Source organism: Methylobacterium sp. PvP105, assembly GCF_017876975.1.
Taxonomy (GTDB): Bacteria; Pseudomonadota; Alphaproteobacteria; order Rhizobiales; family Beijerinckiaceae; genus Methylobacterium; species Methylobacterium radiotolerans.
Genome location: NZ_JAGIPA010000001.1, coordinates 5,187,345 through 5,203,676 on the forward strand (window position 1 = coordinate 5,187,345; position 16,332 = coordinate 5,203,676).

Genomic DNA, 16,332 nt, shown 5'->3' on the forward strand with positions numbered 1-16,332 from the left:
TTGCGCCGCAGAGCCTCCGCGGCGCTGAAGCGGATGCGCGCAATTTTATCGATTTGCCGGTGCGGGCCCAGTCAGGCGCGACAGCGTCGACGGGAGACTTGAGAACCCCAGTAAATCGGCGGCTTCAGCTTCGGAAACCGGAAACCTTGAGGTTTCGTCGCCCGTAGACCCGAGCCTTCAGGCGCGCCGCCGCCGTCATCGCGAGCGCAGCGAAGCGATCCGGGGCCACGCCGCGCCGACCGATCTCGCGCTGCCCTGGGTCGCCTCGCCGCGCCCGCGATCACGGGGCGGAATCGCTCACCCCGCCGTCTGGTCGAGCTTGCGCTCGGCCTCGCCCTTCAGCTCCGGGAAGTCCGCCTGCGTGTAGGCGCGGCCCCGGTGCGGATCCTCGGTGATGCCCTCGTGCTCCAGGCGGCGCAGCTGCACCCGCCGGATCTTGCCCGAGATCGTCTTGGGCAGATCGGTGACGAATTCGAGCCCGCGCAGGCGCTTGAAGGTCGCGAGCCGGGCATTGGTGAAGCGGAAGATGTCGAGCGCCGTCTCGGGCCCCGGGATGGCTCCAGCCACCAGGGACACGTAGGCCTTCGGGATGGTGTGGCGCATCGGGTCGGGCACCGGCACCACCGCCGCCTCGGCCACGGCCGGGTGCTCGATCAGCACGCTCTCCAGCTCGAAGGGGCTGATCCGGTAGCCCGACGACTTGAACACGTCGTCGGCCCGGCCCACGAACGTGTAGCAGCCCTGCTCGTCCACGAAGGCGACGTCGCCGGTGTGGTAGAGGTCGCCGGCGGCGCCCGACAGGTTGCCCTGGCCGTCGTCGTAGCCCTGCATCAGGCCGGCGGGGCGGTGGGCCCCGAGTTCGAGGCAGACCTCGCCCTCGGAGGCCGGCTGGCCGTCGAGGTCGAGGACGCGGACCCGGTAGCCCGGCAGGGGTCGGCCCAGCGCCCCGGGCACGACCGGCTGGCCCGGCGTGTTGGCCATGAGCGCCGTGGTCTCGGTCTGGCCGTAACCGTCGCGGATCGTGAGGCCCCAGGCGGTCTTCACGCGCTCGATCACCTCGGGGTTCAGGGGCTCGCCCGCCGCGCAGACCTCGCGCAGGGCGAGGCGCTTCCCGGTCAGGTCCTCCTGGATGATCATCCGCCAGACGGTCGGAGGCGCGCAGAGCGTGGTGGCGCCGGTGCGCTCCAGCTGCGCCAGCAGTGCGGCCGCGTTGAACGGCGCCTGGTTGATCACCAGGATCGTCGCCCCGGCATTCCAGGGCGCGAAGAACGAGGACCACGCGTGCTTCGCCCAGCCCGGCGAGGAGACGTTGCAGTGCACGTCCCCCGGCTGGAGCCCGAGCCAGTACATCGTCGAGAGGGCTCCCACCGGGTAGGAGCGGTGGCTGTGGCGCACCAGCTTCGGCTTCGCCGTGGTGCCGGAGGTGAAGTAGAGGAGCAGCGGGTCGTCGGCGCCGGTGGGCCCGTCGGGCGCGAAGGTCTCGGACGCCTCGAACGCGTCGTCGTAGGCCGCCCAGCCCTCCGTCGGAGCCCCGGTGACGAGGCGGACGGCGCCACCCGTGTCGAGGCCGGCGAACCGCGCGATCTGCTCCGGGCCGGCCACGATCGCCCGCGGGCGCCCGCGAGCGAGGCGGTCGGCGAGCTCGTCGGCCGTGAGCAGCGTGGTCGCCGGGATGACCACGGCGCCGAGCTTCATCGCGGCCAGCATGGTCTCCCACAGGGCCGGCACGTTGCCGAGCAGCAGGAGCAGGTGGTCACCGCGCTTCAGGCCGAGCTGCCGCAGGTGGTTGGCCACCTGGCCGGAGCGGCGGGCGAGTTCCCCGAAGGTCAGGCTCTGCTCGGCCCCGCTGCCGGCCTCGACGATCCGCAGGGCGGCGCGGTCGCGGCTCTCGGGTCCGGCGAGGACGGCGTCGAACCAGTCGAGCGCCCAGTTGAACGGCACCGGATCCGGCCACGCGAAGGCCGAGACGGCGGCGGCGTAGTCGGTGCGATGGGCCAGCAGAAGGTCGCGGGCCTCCCGGAAGCTCGGCATGGTCGTTCCCCTCCCTGTCTTATGGTCTCGCTCCCCGCCCCTCCCGCCGGGGCGGGCCGCGTTCAGGTGTTCTCGAACCGGGGCGGCCGCTTCTCCACGAAGGCGGCCATGCCCTCCTTCTGGTCCTTGGTGGCGAACATGGCGTGGAACACCCGCCGCTCGAACCGGATCCCCTCGGTCAGCGTGGTCTCGTAGGACCGGTTGACCGCCTCCTTGGTCATCATGGCGATCGGCAGCGACATCGACGCGATGGTCTCGGCCGCCTTCAGCGCCTCGTCGAGGAGCTGGTCGGCCGCGATCACCCGCGACACGAGACCGGCGCGCTCCGCCTCGGCGGCGTCCATCATCCGGCCGGTCAGGCACATCTCCATGGCCTTGGCCTTGCCGACGAAGCGGGTCAGCCGCTGGCTGCCGCCGATCCCCGGCATCACCCCGAGCTTGATCTCGGGCTGGCCGAACTGCGCCGTGTCGGCCGCCAGGATGATGTCGCACATCATGGCGAGCTCGCAGCCGCCGCCGAGCGCGTAGCCTGCGACCGCGGCGATGATCGGCTTGCGCACGGCGACGAAGCGCTCCCAGTCGGCGAACCGGTCGCCCGCGTACATCTCCGCGTAGGTGGCGTGCTGCATCTCCTTGATGTCGGCGCCGGCCGCGAAGGCCTTGGCCGAGCCGGTGACGACGATGCAGCCGATCCCCGGATCGGCATCCGCCTCGGTCGCTGCCCGGATCACCTCCCGGGTCAGCTGCGCGTTGAGGGCGTTCAGCGCCTTCGGCCGGTTGAGGGTGATCAGCAGGACGCGCCCGCGCGTCTCCGTCAGGATCGTCTCGTACGGCTCGCTCACGACTCGCCTCCCTGCCCGCGGAGCATACGGATGATCGCGGAAAAGTCCTCTCCCCCGTGGCCCGCGCCCTCGAACAGACCGTAGATCTGCGCGGCCTCGGCGCCCAGCGGCGTCGCCGCCCCCGCGGCGATGGCGGCGGCCTGGGCGAGCCGGAGGTCCTTGAGCATCAGCGCCGCGGCGAAGCCCGGCTTGTAGCCGTTGTTGGCCGGCGAGGCCGGCACCGGGCCCGGCACCGGGCAGTAGGTGGTCAGCGACCAGCACTGGCCCGAGGAGACCGAGGCGACGTCGTAGAGCGCCTGGTGCGACAGGCCGAGCTTCTCGCCGAGCGCGAACGCCTCGCTGACGCCGATCATCGAGATGCCGAGGATCATGTTGTTGCAGATCTTGGCCGCCTGCCCGGCGCCGGCATCGCCGCAATGGAACACGTTCTTGCCCATCGCCTTCAGCAGCGGCTCCGCCCGGTCGAAGGCGGCCTCGGCGCCGCCGGCCATGAACGTGAGCGTTCCGGCCTTCGCGCCGCCGGTCCCGCCGGAGACCGGCGCGTCCACCGACAGGCAGCCGCGCGCCGCGGCGAGGGCGTGGGCCTTGCGGGCGCTCTCGACATCCACCGTGGAGGAATCGATCAGCAGCGTGCCGGCGGGCAGCGCCTCGACGAGCTGCGTCCAGACCTCGACCACGTGCCGCCCGGCCGGCAGCATGGTGACCACGACATCCGCCCCTTCGGCCGCCTCCAGGGCCGAGCCCGCGACCGCGATCCCCTCGGCGCGCGCCGCCTCCAGCGAGGCCGGTACGAGATCGAAGCCGCGCACCGCGTGACCCGCCTTCACGAGGTTGGCCGCCATGGGCCCGCCCATGTTGCCGAGACCGATGAACCCGATGGTCTGTGCCATCCCGTCCTCCCTTGATTGTTGTCCCTCGCGTCTCCCACCCGCGTCCTCGTCCTGAGCCGACGAAGCGGGCCTCGAAGGAGGGCTCCAGGGATCACAGCGGCTCCTGGAGCCCTCCTTCGAAGCCTACGCTTCGTCGGCTCAGGACGAGGGTTTGGGTGGGAACGTGCGACGCGTCATCACACCGGCCCCGTGCGCGCGTCCGAAAAAACCGGCGCCGCCCGCTTCTCCAGCCAGCGGGCGATCCGCGCCGGGTCGACCGCGTCGAGGGTCGGCGGGGTCCAGCGCGGGCTCTTGTCCTTGTCGATCACCGCGGCGCGGATGCCCTCGCGGAAGTCGCCCTCCGCCAGCAGCGCCAGCGAGGCGTGGAACTCGCGCTCCAGGCAGGCCTCCAGGTTCGGCGCGCCGCGGCCGAGGCGCAGGAGGCACAGCGTCAGGACGAGGCTCGACGGCGCCTTGGTCAACAGCGTTGCCCGGGTCGTGGCGGCGAAGTCGGAGCCGTCCGCCTCGAGGGCCGAGAGGATCTCGTCGACCATGTCGAAGGAAAAGCAGCGGTCGATCACCGCGCGGTGCGCGGCCAGGGGCGCCGGGCCGGGGTCCTGCGCGGACCGGGCGATCACGTCCCGCACGCCCTCCTGCCCGGCATCCGGATCGAGCGCCAGGAGGTCGTCGATGAGGTTGGGCAGCCTCGCGGACGGGACCATGACGTCGGCCAGGCGGCAGAAGATCGCGTCGGCGGCGCCGACCGGCTCGCCGGTCAGGCCGAGATAGGTGCCGATCTCGCCGGGCGCGCGCGGCAGCAGCCACGTCCCGCCGACATCCGGCAGGTAGCCGATGCCGGTTTCCGGCATGGCGACGCGGGAGCGCTCGGTGACGATCCGGTGCGATGCGTGGCCCGCGAGCCCGACACCCCCGCCCATGGTGATGCCGTCCATCACCGCCACGAACGGCTTCTCGTAGGCGGCGATGCGGGAATCGAGCCTGTACTCGTCGCGCCAGAAGGTCTCGGCGAAGGCGGTGCCGGGATTGTCGTAGAGGGAGCGCAGGTCGCCGCCGGCGCAGAGGCCGCGCTCGCCCTCGCCGGTGAGCAGCACCGCGGCGATTCCGGGATCCGCCGAGAACTGGTCGAGCGCCCGGTCGATCTCGCCCACCATGCCATGCGTCAAGGCGTTCAGGGCCTTCGGCCGGTTGAGCCGAAGGCGCCCCAGCGCGCCGACCCGCTCGACGATCACGTCGCTCATCGGCGCCCCCCGGTCAGCCCGCGGGCGATGATCAGCCGCATGATCTCGTTGGTCCCTTCGAGGATCTGGTGCACGCGCAGGTCCCGGACGATCTTCTCCACGCCGTACTCGGCGAGGTAGCCATAGCCGCCGTGCAGTTGCAGCGCTTGGTTGGCCACCTCGAAGGCCGCGTCGGTGACGTGGCGCTTGGCCATGGCGCAGAGCTGGGTCGCGGACGGGTCCTTGGCGTCGAGCGCGGCGGCCGCGTGGCGCAGGAAGGTGCGCGACACTTCCAGGCTGGTCGCCATGTCGGCGAGCCGGAACTGCAGCGCCTGGAAGTCGGTGAGCCTGGCCCCGAACGCGCGCCGGTCGCCCATGTAGGCGAGCGCCTTGTCGAGGGCCGCCTGCGCGCCGCCGAGCGAGCAGGCGGCGATGTTGAGCCGGCCGCCGTCGAGGCCGCTCATGGCGATCTTGAAGCCCTGGCCCTCCGCGCCGAGGCGGTTGCCCACCGGCACGCGGCAGCCGTCGAAGCGGACGGCCCGGGTCGGCTGGGCGTTCCAGCCCATCTTGCGCTCGTCGGCCCCGAAGGAGAGGCCGGGCGTGCCCTTCTCCACCACGATCGCCGAGATGCCCGAAGGGCCCGCCTCGCCGGTGCGGACCATGCAGACGTAGAGGTCGCTGGCGCCGGCGCCGGAGATGAACTGCTTCTCGCCGGAGAGCACGTAATGGTCGCCGTCCCGCTCGGCGCGGGTGCGCAAAGCCGCGGCGTCGGAGCCGGAGCCCGGCTCGGTGAGGCAGTAGCTGGCGATCCGCTCCATGCCCATGAGCGACGGCAGCCAGCGCCGGCGCTGGTCGTCGTCGCCGTAGGCGTCGATCATCCAGGCGCACATGTTGTGGATCGAGAGGAACGCCGCCACGGTCGGGCAGCCGGCGCTGAGCGCCTCGAAGATCAGCGTCGCGTCGAGGCGCGACAGGCCGGACCCGCCGACATCCTCGCGGACGTAGATGCCCGCCATGCCGAGGGCGGCGGCCGCCCGCAGGGTCTCGACCGGGAAGGTCTTGTCCCGGTCCCAGTCGAGGGCGTGCGGCGCGATGTGCTCGGCCGCGAAGCCGAGGGCCATCTCGCGGATCGCGGTCCGGTCCTCGTCGAGCCCGAAACTCATGGACACTCCCTCCGATTCACCGCGCAACCGCGCGGGGCCTGCACCTCCGGCGCGTGGGGCGCGGCGTGCACCCTCTCCCGTTCGGGAGAGGGTTGGGGTGAGGGATCAGGTCTGTCCGGAGAGTTCTCGCCCCTGACCCCGTCCCACTCCCGCACGGGAGAGGGGACCCGCGCCCCCGACCTCGAACCGCCGCGCTCTACCGCATCGTCGGGATGGAGAACTCCGCCCCGCTCTTGATGCCGCTCGGCCAGCGCTGCGTCACGGTCTTGGTCTTGGTGTAGAACCGGATCGAGTCCGGCCCGTGCTGGTTCAGGTCGCCGAAGCCCGAGCGCTTCCAGCCACCGAAGGTGTGGTAGGCGATCGGGACCGGGATCGGCACGTTCACGCCGACCATGCCGACGTTGACCCGGGCGGTGAAGTCGCGGGCCGCGTCGCCGTCCTGGGTGAAGATCGCGACGCCGTTGCCGTACTGGTGGGTCGAGGGCAGCGCCAGCGCCTCCTCGTAATCCTTGGCCCGCACCACCGAGAGCACGGGGCCGAAGATCTCCTCCTTGTAGATCGTCATGTCGGGCGTCACGCGGTCGAACAGCGAGCCGCCCATGTAGAAGCCGTTCTCGTAGCCCTGGAGCTTGAAGCCGCGGCCGTCGACCGCGAGCTGCGCGCCCTCGGCGACGCCCTTGTCGATGTAGCTCTTCACCCGCTCCACCGCCTCGGCGGTGACGAGCGGGCCGTAATCGGCCGAGCCGTCATGCGAGGGACCGATCTTGAGCGACTCGACCCGCGGGATCAGCTTCTCCATCAGCCGGTCGGCGGTCTGCTCGCCCACCGGCACCGCCACCGAGATCGCCATGCAGCGCTCGCCCGCCGAGCCGTAGCCGGCGCCGATCAGCGCGTCGACCGCTTGGCCCATGTCGGCGTCCGGCATGATGATCATGTGGTTCTTGGCGCCGCCGAAGCACTGGGCGCGCTTCCCCGTCTCGGCGGCGCGGACGTAGATGTACTCGGCGATGTGCGAGGAGCCGACGAAGCCCACCGCCTTGATGTCCTCGTCGTCGAGGATCGCGTCGACCGCCTCCTTGTCGCCGTTGACGACGTTGAGGATGCCCGGCGGGAGGCCCGCCTCCAGGAAGATCTCGGCGATGCGGATCGGCACGCTCGGGTCGCGCTCGGACGGCTTCAGGATGAAGGCGTTGCCGCAGGCGATCGCCGGGGCGCATTTCCACAGCGGGATCATGGCCGGGAAGTTGAACGGCGTGATGCCGGCGACCACGCCGAGCGGCTGGCGCAGGGAGTAGACGTCGATGCCGGGCCCGGCCCCTTCCGTGTACTCGCCCTTGAGCAGGTGCGGGATGCCGCAGGCGAACTCCACGACCTCGACGCCGCGCTGGATGTCGCCCTTGGCGTCCGGCACGGTCTTGCCGTGCTCGGAGGCGAGGAGTTCGGCGAGCGAGTCGTTCTCGGCGCGGATCAGCTCCAGGAAGCGCATCATCACGCGGGCCCGCTTCTGCGGGTTGGTCGCCGCCCACGCCGGCTGCGCCGCCTTGGCGTTCTCGACGGCGGCGCGGAGCTCCGCCTTGCTGGCCAGGGCGACCTTGGCCTGGACCTCGCCGGTCGAGGGATGGAAGACGTCCGCGAACCGTCCGCTCTCGCCGCCGACGTTCCGGCCGCCGATGTAATGCCCGATCGTGCGCACGCGCGCCTCCCTGTGATGTGGCGTTCGATTTTGGCGCACCCTATCAGGATCGCTTGAGCGATAAAGCCGGATGCGCTTACAGTCGTCGTGCATCGATGCACAGCGAGGGTGCGGCCATGGCCAGGACGGGGCCCAACTGGGACGACCTCCGCTTCTTCCTCGCGGTGGCGCGGACGGGAACGCTGAGCGCTGCCGGGGCCCGCACCGGCACCGAGCACACCACGGTCGGGCGCCGGATCCGTGCCCTGGAGGAAGGGCTCGGCGCCCGGCTGTTCCACCGCAGCAACCTCGGCTACGCGCTCACCGAGGACGGCGCGAACCTGCTGGGCGTCGCGGAGGCCATGGAGAGCGCGTTCCTGTCGGCGAGCGCCGCCACGGAGGCCGCCCAGACGGTCTCCGGCACGGTCCGGATCGGCGCGCCGGACGGGTTCGGCAGCGTGTTCCTCGCACCCCGGATGCACCGGCTCACCGCCCGCCACCCGGGGCTGGAGGTCGAGATCATGGCGACCGCCCGGATCTTCAGCCTGTCGAAGCGCGAGGCCGACATCGTCATCAGCCTCTCGGGCCCGCAGCAGGCGCGGGTGGTGGCGCGCCGGCTGACCGATTACCGGCTGCTCGTCTACGCGGCCGAATCCTACCTCGCGGGGGCCGCGCCGATCGCGGAGGTCGGGGACCTCTCGGGGCATCCCTTCGTCGGCTACATCGAGGACATGCTGTTCACGCGCGAGCTGAACTATCTCGGCGCCCTGGGGCCGCCGGTCTCCGCGCGGCTGCGCTCCACCAACCTCCTGGCCCAGGTCCACGCGACGCTCGGCGGCGCGGGCCTCTGCGTCCTGCCGGCCTTCATCGCGGCGGCCCATCCGGGTCTCGTGCCGGTGCTGCCCGGGGCGGTAGCCCTGACACGCTCGTTCCACATGCACATCCACGAGGATCACCGGAAGGCGGCCCATATCCGCGCGGTGGCGGGCTTCATCGCGGGCGAGGTGGAGGCCGCCGCCGCGCTGTTCGCCGGGCCGGCAGTGTAAGCGCCGGCAGTTTCGCCCGGCGCGCGCAGGTCCTAAGATCGCCGTCCCGGCGGACCAGCAGAGGCGCCGGGAGGGAGAAGCAACAGAATGGTCGCCTCGATCGCCCTGCCCCGGCTGATGCGCGTCGGCGCCGGCGCCTCGCGGCTCCTGCCGGAGGTGCTCGGCCAGCTCGGCCTGTCGCGCCCCTTCGTGGTCACCGACCCCTACCTCGCCGGCAGCGGCCGCACCGACACGCTGCTCGAGCGGCTCACCGCGGCGGGCGCGCGTGCCACGATCTTCTCCGAGACCGTGCCGGACCCGACCGTCGCCTCCGTGGAGGCGGCGCTGGCGGCCCTCCAGGCGGGCGACTTCGACTGCGTGGTCGGCTTCGGCGGCGGCAGCCCGATGGACACCGCCAAGGCGGTGGCGGTGCTCGCCCGCCACGGCGGCCACATGCGCGACTACAAGGCGCCCCGCCAGCAGGACGAGTCCGGCCTGCCGATCGTGGCGATCCCGACCACCGCCGGCACCGGCTCGGAGGCGACCCGCTTCACCATCGTGACCGACGAGGCCTCGGACGAGAAGATGCTCTGCATCGGCCTCGCCTACCTGCCGGTCGCGGCCCTGGTCGATTACGAGCTGACGCTCACCAAGCCGAAGCGGCTCACGGCGGACACCGGCATCGACGCCCTGACCCACGCGATCGAGGCCTACGTCTCGCGCAAGTCGAACCTGTTCTCGGACGGGCTGGCGCTGCAGGCGATGCGGCTGATCGCCCCGAACCTGCGCCGGGTCTGGACCGATCCCGGCGACCGGGCGGCGCGCGAGGCGATGATGCTCGGCGCCACCCAGGCGGGCATCGCGTTCTCGAACGCCTCGGTGGCGCTGGTCCACGGCATGAGCCGGCCGATCGGCGCGCATTTCCACGTGGCGCACGGGCTCTCGAACGCGATGCTGCTGCCGGCGGTGACGGCCTTCTCGGCCCCGGCCGCCGTCGACCGGTACGCCGCCTGTGCCCGCGCCATGAAGATCGCCGGCCCCGACACCGACGATCGCTCGGCGGTGTCGGCCCTGGTGGCCGAGCTCGAGGCACTGAACGACGACCTCGACGTGCCGGGGCCGCGGGAATACGGGATCGACCCGGCCCGCTGGGAGGCGCTGCTGCCCACCATGGCGGCCCAGGCGCTGGCCTCCGGCTCCCCGGCCAACAACCCGGTGGAGCCCACCGCCGACGAGATCGTGGCGCTGTACCGGCGCGTCTGGGCGGGCTGACGACGGCGTCCTATCGGCGGCCCGCGAGCGCCGTCGTCTCCGCGAGCGGAGCGAGACGCCTGAGCAGCGCCACGCTCTCCGAGGCCGCGTAGCGCTCAGTCGCCTCGCTGCGCTCGCGATGACGGAGGGGCATCTGCGCCCCTCCCTCGTCCCTACTTCGCCGCCGTCAGCGGGCAGCCGCTCTCGGCCGGGGTGGCGAAGGCCTCCTTGCCGGGGATGGTCGAGATCAGCTTGTAGAGGTCCCACGGACCCTTCGACTCGGCCGGCTTCTTCACCTCGAACAGGTACATGTCGTGGACCATGCGGCCGTTCGGCTGCACGATCCCGCCATGGGCGAAGACGTCGTCCACCGGCAGTTCCTTGAGCTTGGCGTTGACCGCGTCGGTCTCGTCGGTGCCGGCCGCCTTGACGGCCTTCAGGTAGGACAGGACCGCCGAGTAGGTGCCGGCCTGGATCATGTTGGGCATCCGGCCGGTGCGCTTCATGTAGCGCTGGCCGAAGGCGCGGGTCTCGTCGTTGGCGTCCCAGTACCAGCCCTCGGTGAGCGTCAGGCCCTGGGCGACCTTGAGTCCGAGCCCGTGCACCTCCGAGAGGGTGAACAGCAGGGCCGCGAGCTTCTGCCCGCCCTCGACGATGCCGTACTCGGCCGCCTGCTTGATCGCGTTCGAGGTGTCGAGGCCGGCATTGGCGAGCCCGATCACCTTGGCCTTCGAGCCCTGCGCCTGGAGCAGGAAGGACGAGAAGTCCTGGTTCGAGAGCGGGTGCCGGACGCTGCCCAGCACCTTGCCGCCGTTGGCGATCACCACCTTGCTGGTGTCGGCCTCCAGCGCCGAGCCGAAGGCGTAGTCGGCGGTGAGGAAGAACCACGTGTTGCCGCCCGCCCGGGTCAGCGCGCCGCCAGTGCCCACCGCCAGCGCCCGCGTGTCGAACGCCCAGTGGTAGCCGTACGGCGTGCAGGCCTTGCCGGTGAGGTCGCTGGTCGCCGCCCCGGTGGTGATGGTGATCTTCTTCTTCTCCTTGGACAGGCCCTGGACCGCCAGCGCCACCGAGGAGGTGGTCAGCTCCATGATCGCGTCGACCCCGTCGCGGTCGTACCATTGCCGGGCGATCGCCGAGGCGATGTCGGGCTTGTTCTGATGGTCGGCCGTGAGGATCTCGATCGGCACGCTGCCGATCTTGCCGCCCATGTCCTCCACCGCCATGCGGGCGGCCTCGACCGAGCCCTGGCCGCCGTACTCGGCGTAGAGGCCGGACTGGTCGTTGAGGATGCCGATCCGTATCGCGTTGTCCGAGAAGCTTCCCTGCGCGGCCGCCGGGGCGGAGCCGAGCGCGGTCCCCGCGAGGGCGGTCGCCAGCACCGCGCCGCCGATTGTCCTGATCATGTCTCCCCCCGGTTCGCCCGAGTGCCCGCTTCTGAGGCGGTTCCGGCGGCACGATAGGGGACGACCCGGCGCTGCGCCACGGCCGAGGTCGAGCGGAGGCTGAAGGATTCCGCGGATTGTGACGCGGTTCCGGTCGCCCCGTTTCCGGACCGGCGACAACGGCAGAGGTTATAATACCTTAACCATAATTACACGAATCCCCGCGCAGGTTCCGGTCATGGACGGCAATCCGGCCGTCTCCGGCGCGTGGCGATGCGATGAACCCAGCCCGTTTCGCCGTCCTCGGTATCGCCCTCGCGGCGGGGACCGGGGCGGCCTTCCTGATGAGCGGCGGCGACCCGCCACCGCCGCCACCGCCGCCGGCGGCCGAGGCGCCGCCGCAGCCGACGACCGACGTGCTCGTGGCCGCCATCGACATGCCCATGGGCCAGGTGCTCCGGGCCGCGGACCTGCGCTGGCAGCCCTGGCCGGACGGCGCCGTGGCCAACGGCTACATGACCCGCAAGATCAACCCCAAGGCCCTCGAGGAGACCGTGGGCGCGTCCGTGCGCTCGGGCTTCCTGACGGGCGAGCCGATCCGCGCCCAGAAGCTGGTGCGCCCGGAGAGCGGCTTCATGGCGGCGATCCTGCCGCCCGGCATGCGCGCGGTCGCCATCGTCACCGACAGCCGCGGCACCAACTCGGCCGGCGGCTTCATCCTGCCGAACGACCGCGTCGACGTGATCCGCACCTTCCGCGACGAGTCCAATTCGCGGGCCAACAACAGCGACGTGCAGCTCTCCCAGACGATCCTGACCGACATCCGCGTCCTGGCGATCGGTCAGCTGGTCCAGGAGAAGAACGGCACCAACGTCGTCACCGGCGAGACCGCGACGCTGGCCGTCACGCCCGCGCAGGCCGAGACCCTGGCCCTCGCCCAGAAGGTCGGCGCCCTGACCCTCTCCCTGCGCAGCCTCGCCGATGCCGGGCGGCCGCCCGAAGCCACGCCGCTGGCCGACGCGTCCGCCGCGCAGATGCCCGAACCCGCCCTGACCGTGGTGCGCTTCGGCGTCGCGCGGCAGCAGACGCCGTGACCGCCATGATCGCTCCTCCGCCCGCTTCGCTGCCCGACGCCCGCCCGCCGCGGCGCTCCGACCGCGGCCCGCGCCGCCGCTCGGCCGGCGCCCTCGCCCTGTTGGCCGCCCTGAGCGGGCCGGCCTCCGCCCAGGACCGCCAGACCTTCGGTCCCGCACCGGTCCTGACGGTCGGGGCCGCGGAAGCCAACACCACCCGGCGGGTCGAGCTGACCGCCGGCCGCTCCGTCATCGTCGATCTGCCGCGGGACGCCAAGGAGGTGTTCGTGGCCAACCCCGCGGTGGCCAACGCGGTGGTGCGCTCGACCCGCAAGGTCTTCGTGATCGGCATGGCCGACGGCGCGACCTCGATCTTCATCATGGATGCCGAGGGCCGCCAGATCGCCGCCCTCGACGTGACGGTGGCGCGGGACCTCAACCTCGGGACCCTGCGCGAGCTGCTCAGCCAGAGCATCCCGGGCGGGCGCTTCGACGTGCGCTCCTCGGGTGCCTCGGTGCTCCTGTCGGGGGCGGTCAACTCCTCGTCGGACGCGCAGCAGGCGATCGACATCGCCAACGCCTTCGTGGGCCTGGGCGGCGGCGGGGCCGCCGGGCCGGCCGGGGCGGCCAGCGGCGGTGTCGCCGCCGGGTCGCGGGGCGCGGTGATCAACAATCTCACGATCCGCAACAAGGATCAGGTGATGCTCCGCGTCACCGTGGTCGAAGTGTCCCGCAACGTCGTGAAGCAGTTCGGCATCAACATGACCGGCAACTGGGCGGCGCTGAACCCGGTCGGGAACCTGGGGCAGACGCTCGTGAACGGCGGGACCGCGGCGGCCACGCAGGTTCCGGCGATGAACCCGAACGTGATCACCAACAACCTGCCCTTCCCGATCAACACGAACACGCCGAGCGGAAACCTGATCCAGGCCTCCGTGCAGGGGGGCGGCTTCTCGCTCCAGGCGACCCTGAAGGCGTTCGAGCAGGCCGGCGTCTCGCGCATCCTGGCCGAGCCGACGCTGACCGCCATCTCGGGCGAGGCCGCCAAGTTCCTGGCCGGCGGCGAGTTCGCGGTCCCGGCCTCGGCGACCTGCGCGGTCGGCGGCGTCTGCTCGCCCGGCATCACCTACAAGCCCTACGGCGTCGCCCTGTCGTTCACCCCGACGGTGCTGGCCGACAACCGGATCTCGATCCGCGTCGCCACGGACGTGACCGAGATCGATACCCAACAGAGCTTCAGCTACGTCATCGGCAACACCTCGGTCGCGGTGCCGGGCACCCGGGTGCGCCGCTCAGAGACCACCGTCGAGCTGCCCTCCGGCGGCGTGATGATGACCGCCGGCCTGCTCCAGCAGTTCAACAAGCAGGCGATCGCCGGCCTGCCCGGCCTGATCAACCTCCCGATCCTCGGCGCGCTGTTCCGCTCCCGCGATTACCAGCGCCAGGAGACCGAGCTGATGATCATGTGCACGCCCTACATCGCCCGGCCGATGGAGCCGAAGCAGGTCAGCCGGCCCGACGACAACTTCGTCGACGCCAGCGACGGGCAGACGGTGCTGCTCGGCCAGATCAACCGCATCTACGGCAAGGTCGCCCCGCCCGGCGCGACCGCCGCGGCGCCGCTCGGCCGCGCCTACCGCGGCCGCGTCGGCTTCATCGTCGAGTAGCGCCCCGCAGCCCCGCCGCGCCCCCAGGATCGGACCCATGACCGGACGTCACACGCCCGCCCTGCCCCGCCGCGCCGCGAGCGTGCTCGCCGCCTGCGCGCTGGGCACCCTCGCGGCGGCCTGCAAGAGCGATCCCGCCACGACCGGCGGCATCGACATAACGGATTACCGCGCGCGCCACCCGATCGTGCTGACCGACGGGACCCGCAGCCTCGACGTGTTCCCCACCGGCACGGGTCATCTGGACCCGCGCCAGGCGACCGATGTCGACGCCTTCATGCTGGAATACCGGCGCTACGGCCGCGGAAGCCTGCTGATGCAGGTGCCCCAGGGCGTCCCGGCCGACCAGATCGTCGCCGTGGAGCGGACCGCGTCGGTGCTGGGCCGGCTCGGCACGCAGAACGGCGTCAACGGCCGCGAGATCACCGTCACCGGCTACGCGGTGGCCGCGCCGACCCTCGCCTCGCCGATCCGTCTGAGCTTCCAGCGCATGCAGGCCAAGGTGGCCGACGCCTGCGGCCTCTGGCCCCAGGACCTCGGGACCAGCAATTTCGCGATCGACTACAACAACCGGCCGAGCTGGAACCTGGGCTGCGCCACGCAGTCCAACGTAGCCGCCCAGGTCGCCGACCCGGTCGACCTCGTGCGCGGCCGGCCCGAGGGCCGCATCGACACGGTCAAGCGGGTCCGGGACATTGGCCAGTTGCGGGATGGCAAGGATCCGTCAACCACATGGCGGCAAGATGGGCAGACCGCCGTGAAGTCCCAGGTCACGAACTGAGACAGCCGGCGTCGGGGATGGGCAGCCCCGCCGCCGACCGCAACGCCGCGCCCCGCACGCGAACCCGAAAGCGCCGTCATGGCAGAGCTGTCCGAGACGACCGAGCGCACGATCGCCCCGGTGCCCCGGATCACCATCCAGGCATTCTGCGAGACCGGCGAGACCGCGGCGATGATCGAGGGCGCGGCCCTCGACCGGCGCATGCAGAAGGCGCAGGTCAAGGTGCGGATGGGCGGCGGGGCCGCCGCGATCGAGGCCTACCGGCACGCGCCGACGCCCAACGTCATCCTCATCGAGGTCCAGGGCGCGCGCTCGAAGCCGATCGAGTGCCTCGACGCCCTGGCCGAGGTCTGCGACGAGGGCACCCGCGTCCTGGTGATCGGCCACGTCAATGACGTGATGCTCTACCGGCAGCTGATCCAGCGCGGGGTGTCCGACTATCTGATGGCGCCGGTCGAGCCCCTGACGCTCATCGCGGCGATCTCCGACCTGTTCACGGCCCCGGGCGTGAAGCCTGTGGGACGGACCGTGGCGGTCTACGGCGTCAAGGGCGGCATCGGCGCCTCGACCGTGGCGCACAATTTCGCGTGGTCCGTGGCCCGGAGTCAGGGCGTCCAGACGGTGATCGCCGATCTCGACATCGCCTTCGGCACCGCCTCGCTCAACTTCAACCAGGATCCGCCCCAGGGCATCGCCGAGGCGGTGTTCGCGCCCGAGCGCCTGGATTCCGCCCTGGTCGAGCGGCTGCTGTCCAAGTGCAGCGACAACCTGAGCCTGCTCTCGGCCCCGGCCAGCCTGGACCGGACCATCGACCTGTCCGAGCCGGCCTTCGACACTCTGATCGAGCACATGCGGGCGAGCGTGCCCTGCGTGGTCCTGGACATCCCGCACCAGTGGAACGCGTGGTCGAAGCGGGTTCTCACGGCGGCCGACGAGATCCTGATCGTGGCCGGGCCCGACCTCGCCTGCCTGCGCAACGCCAAGAACCTCCTCGGCGCGCTGAAGCACGGCCGCCCGAACGACCAGCCGCCCCGCATCGTGCTGAACGGCGTCGGCGTGCCCAAGCGGCCCGAGATCGGCACCGCCGAGTTCGCCAAGGCCCTGGAGGCTCCGGTCGCCCTGACGATCCCGTTCGAGCCGACCCTGTTCGGCACGGCGGCCAACAATGGCCAGATGATCGCCGAGATCCAGGCGGGCTCGAAGGTGGCGGAGCTGTTCAACGATCTGGCGGCCATGACCCTCGGGCGCCCCGAGAGCCGGCGCGGCCGTCCGAGCCTGCTGGAGCCGCTGCTCGCCAAGCTTTCCGGCCGCAAGGCATCCTGATGGGGACGCGATCCT

General features: G+C 71.6%; 14 protein-coding genes. 6 read left to right on the top strand and 8 right to left on the bottom strand.

Annotation, left to right across the window (positions count from 1 at the left end; all coding sequences use genetic code 11):
* Nucleotides 1–297 precede the first annotated feature (297 nt).
* The 6 genes from J3A75_RS25300 to J3A75_RS25325 all read right to left on the bottom strand — a co-directional run bounded on the left by J3A75_RS25300 (nt 298) and on the right by J3A75_RS25325 (nt 7,836).
* A complete protein-coding gene (locus J3A75_RS25300; RefSeq protein ID WP_029359330.1) occupies nt 298–2,031 on the bottom strand; it encodes an AMP-binding protein in 1,734 nt (577 codons plus the stop codon).
* A gap of 62 nt (nt 2,032–2,093) precedes the next feature.
* Entirely contained in the window at nt 2,094–2,873 is a 780-nt protein-coding gene (locus J3A75_RS25305; protein ID WP_024829128.1) for an enoyl-CoA hydratase, read from the bottom strand.
* Nucleotides 2,870–3,763, bottom strand: a complete 894-nt coding sequence (mmsB, locus tag J3A75_RS25310) for a 3-hydroxyisobutyrate dehydrogenase (RefSeq protein WP_024829127.1) — start codon at nt 3,761–3,763, stop codon at nt 2,870–2,872. Before mmsB ends, J3A75_RS25305 begins: the two co-directional genes overlap by 4 nt.
* A 176-nt stretch (nt 3,764–3,939) precedes the next feature.
* Nucleotides 3,940–5,001, bottom strand: coding sequence for an enoyl-CoA hydratase/isomerase family protein (locus tag J3A75_RS25315; RefSeq protein ID WP_024829126.1), 1,062 nt, complete (start codon nt 4,999–5,001; stop codon nt 3,940–3,942).
* Nucleotides 4,998–6,143, bottom strand: coding sequence for an isobutyryl-CoA dehydrogenase (locus J3A75_RS25320; protein ID WP_012320717.1), 1,146 nt, complete (start codon nt 6,141–6,143; stop codon nt 4,998–5,000). Before J3A75_RS25320 ends, J3A75_RS25315 begins: the two co-directional genes overlap by 4 nt.
* Nucleotides 6,144–6,339: 196 nt before the next feature.
* Complete coding sequence (locus J3A75_RS25325) at nt 6,340–7,836, bottom strand: CoA-acylating methylmalonate-semialdehyde dehydrogenase (protein WP_012320718.1); 1,497 nt, start codon at nt 7,834–7,836, stop codon at nt 6,340–6,342.
* Between the two features lie 116 nt (nt 7,837–7,952).
* Between J3A75_RS25325 and J3A75_RS25330 the strand changes: the two genes are divergently transcribed.
* Nucleotides 7,953–8,861, top strand: coding sequence for a LysR family transcriptional regulator (locus J3A75_RS25330; protein WP_053621447.1), 909 nt, complete (start codon nt 7,953–7,955; stop codon nt 8,859–8,861).
* An 87-nt stretch (nt 8,862–8,948) separates the two neighbouring features.
* Nucleotides 8,949–10,112, top strand: coding sequence for an iron-containing alcohol dehydrogenase (locus tag J3A75_RS25335; protein WP_012320720.1), 1,164 nt, complete (start codon nt 8,949–8,951; stop codon nt 10,110–10,112).
* A 10-nt stretch (nt 10,113–10,122) separates the two neighbouring features.
* Here the strand turns inward: J3A75_RS25335 and J3A75_RS37095 are convergent, their stop codons facing one another.
* A complete protein-coding gene (locus J3A75_RS37095; RefSeq protein ID WP_012320721.1) occupies nt 10,123–10,245 on the bottom strand; it encodes a hypothetical protein in 123 nt (40 codons plus the stop codon).
* A gap of 19 nt (nt 10,246–10,264) precedes the next feature.
* The gene (locus tag J3A75_RS25340; protein ID WP_085985359.1) at nt 10,265–11,470 is read right to left on the bottom strand and encodes an ABC transporter substrate-binding protein; all 1,206 of its coding nucleotides are present in this window, start codon (nt 11,468–11,470) and stop codon (nt 10,265–10,267) included.
* 281 nt (nt 11,471–11,751) lie between these two features.
* Here J3A75_RS25340 and cpaB point away from each other — a divergent pair, with 281 nt between their 5' ends.
* From cpaB to J3A75_RS25360, 4 genes are all read left to right on the top strand, one after another.
* Entirely contained in the window at nt 11,752–12,567 is an 816-nt protein-coding gene (gene cpaB / locus J3A75_RS25345) for a Flp pilus assembly protein CpaB (RefSeq protein ID WP_024829123.1), read from the top strand.
* 5 nt (nt 12,568–12,572) lie between these two features.
* The gene (locus tag J3A75_RS25350) at nt 12,573–14,213 is read left to right on the top strand and encodes a type II and III secretion system protein family protein (RefSeq protein ID WP_029359323.1); all 1,641 of its coding nucleotides are present in this window, start codon (nt 12,573–12,575) and stop codon (nt 14,211–14,213) included.
* Nucleotides 14,214–14,250: 37 nt separating this feature from the next.
* Entirely contained in the window at nt 14,251–14,994 is a 744-nt protein-coding gene (locus J3A75_RS25355; protein ID WP_029359322.1) for a CpaD family pilus assembly protein, read from the top strand.
* Nucleotides 14,995–15,072: 78 nt separating this feature from the next.
* Nucleotides 15,073–16,317: a CpaE family protein gene (locus J3A75_RS25360; RefSeq protein ID WP_012320726.1), complete on the top strand. Its 1,245-nt coding sequence runs from the start codon at nt 15,073–15,075 to the stop codon at nt 16,315–16,317.
* Nucleotides 16,318–16,332 lie beyond the last annotated feature (15 nt).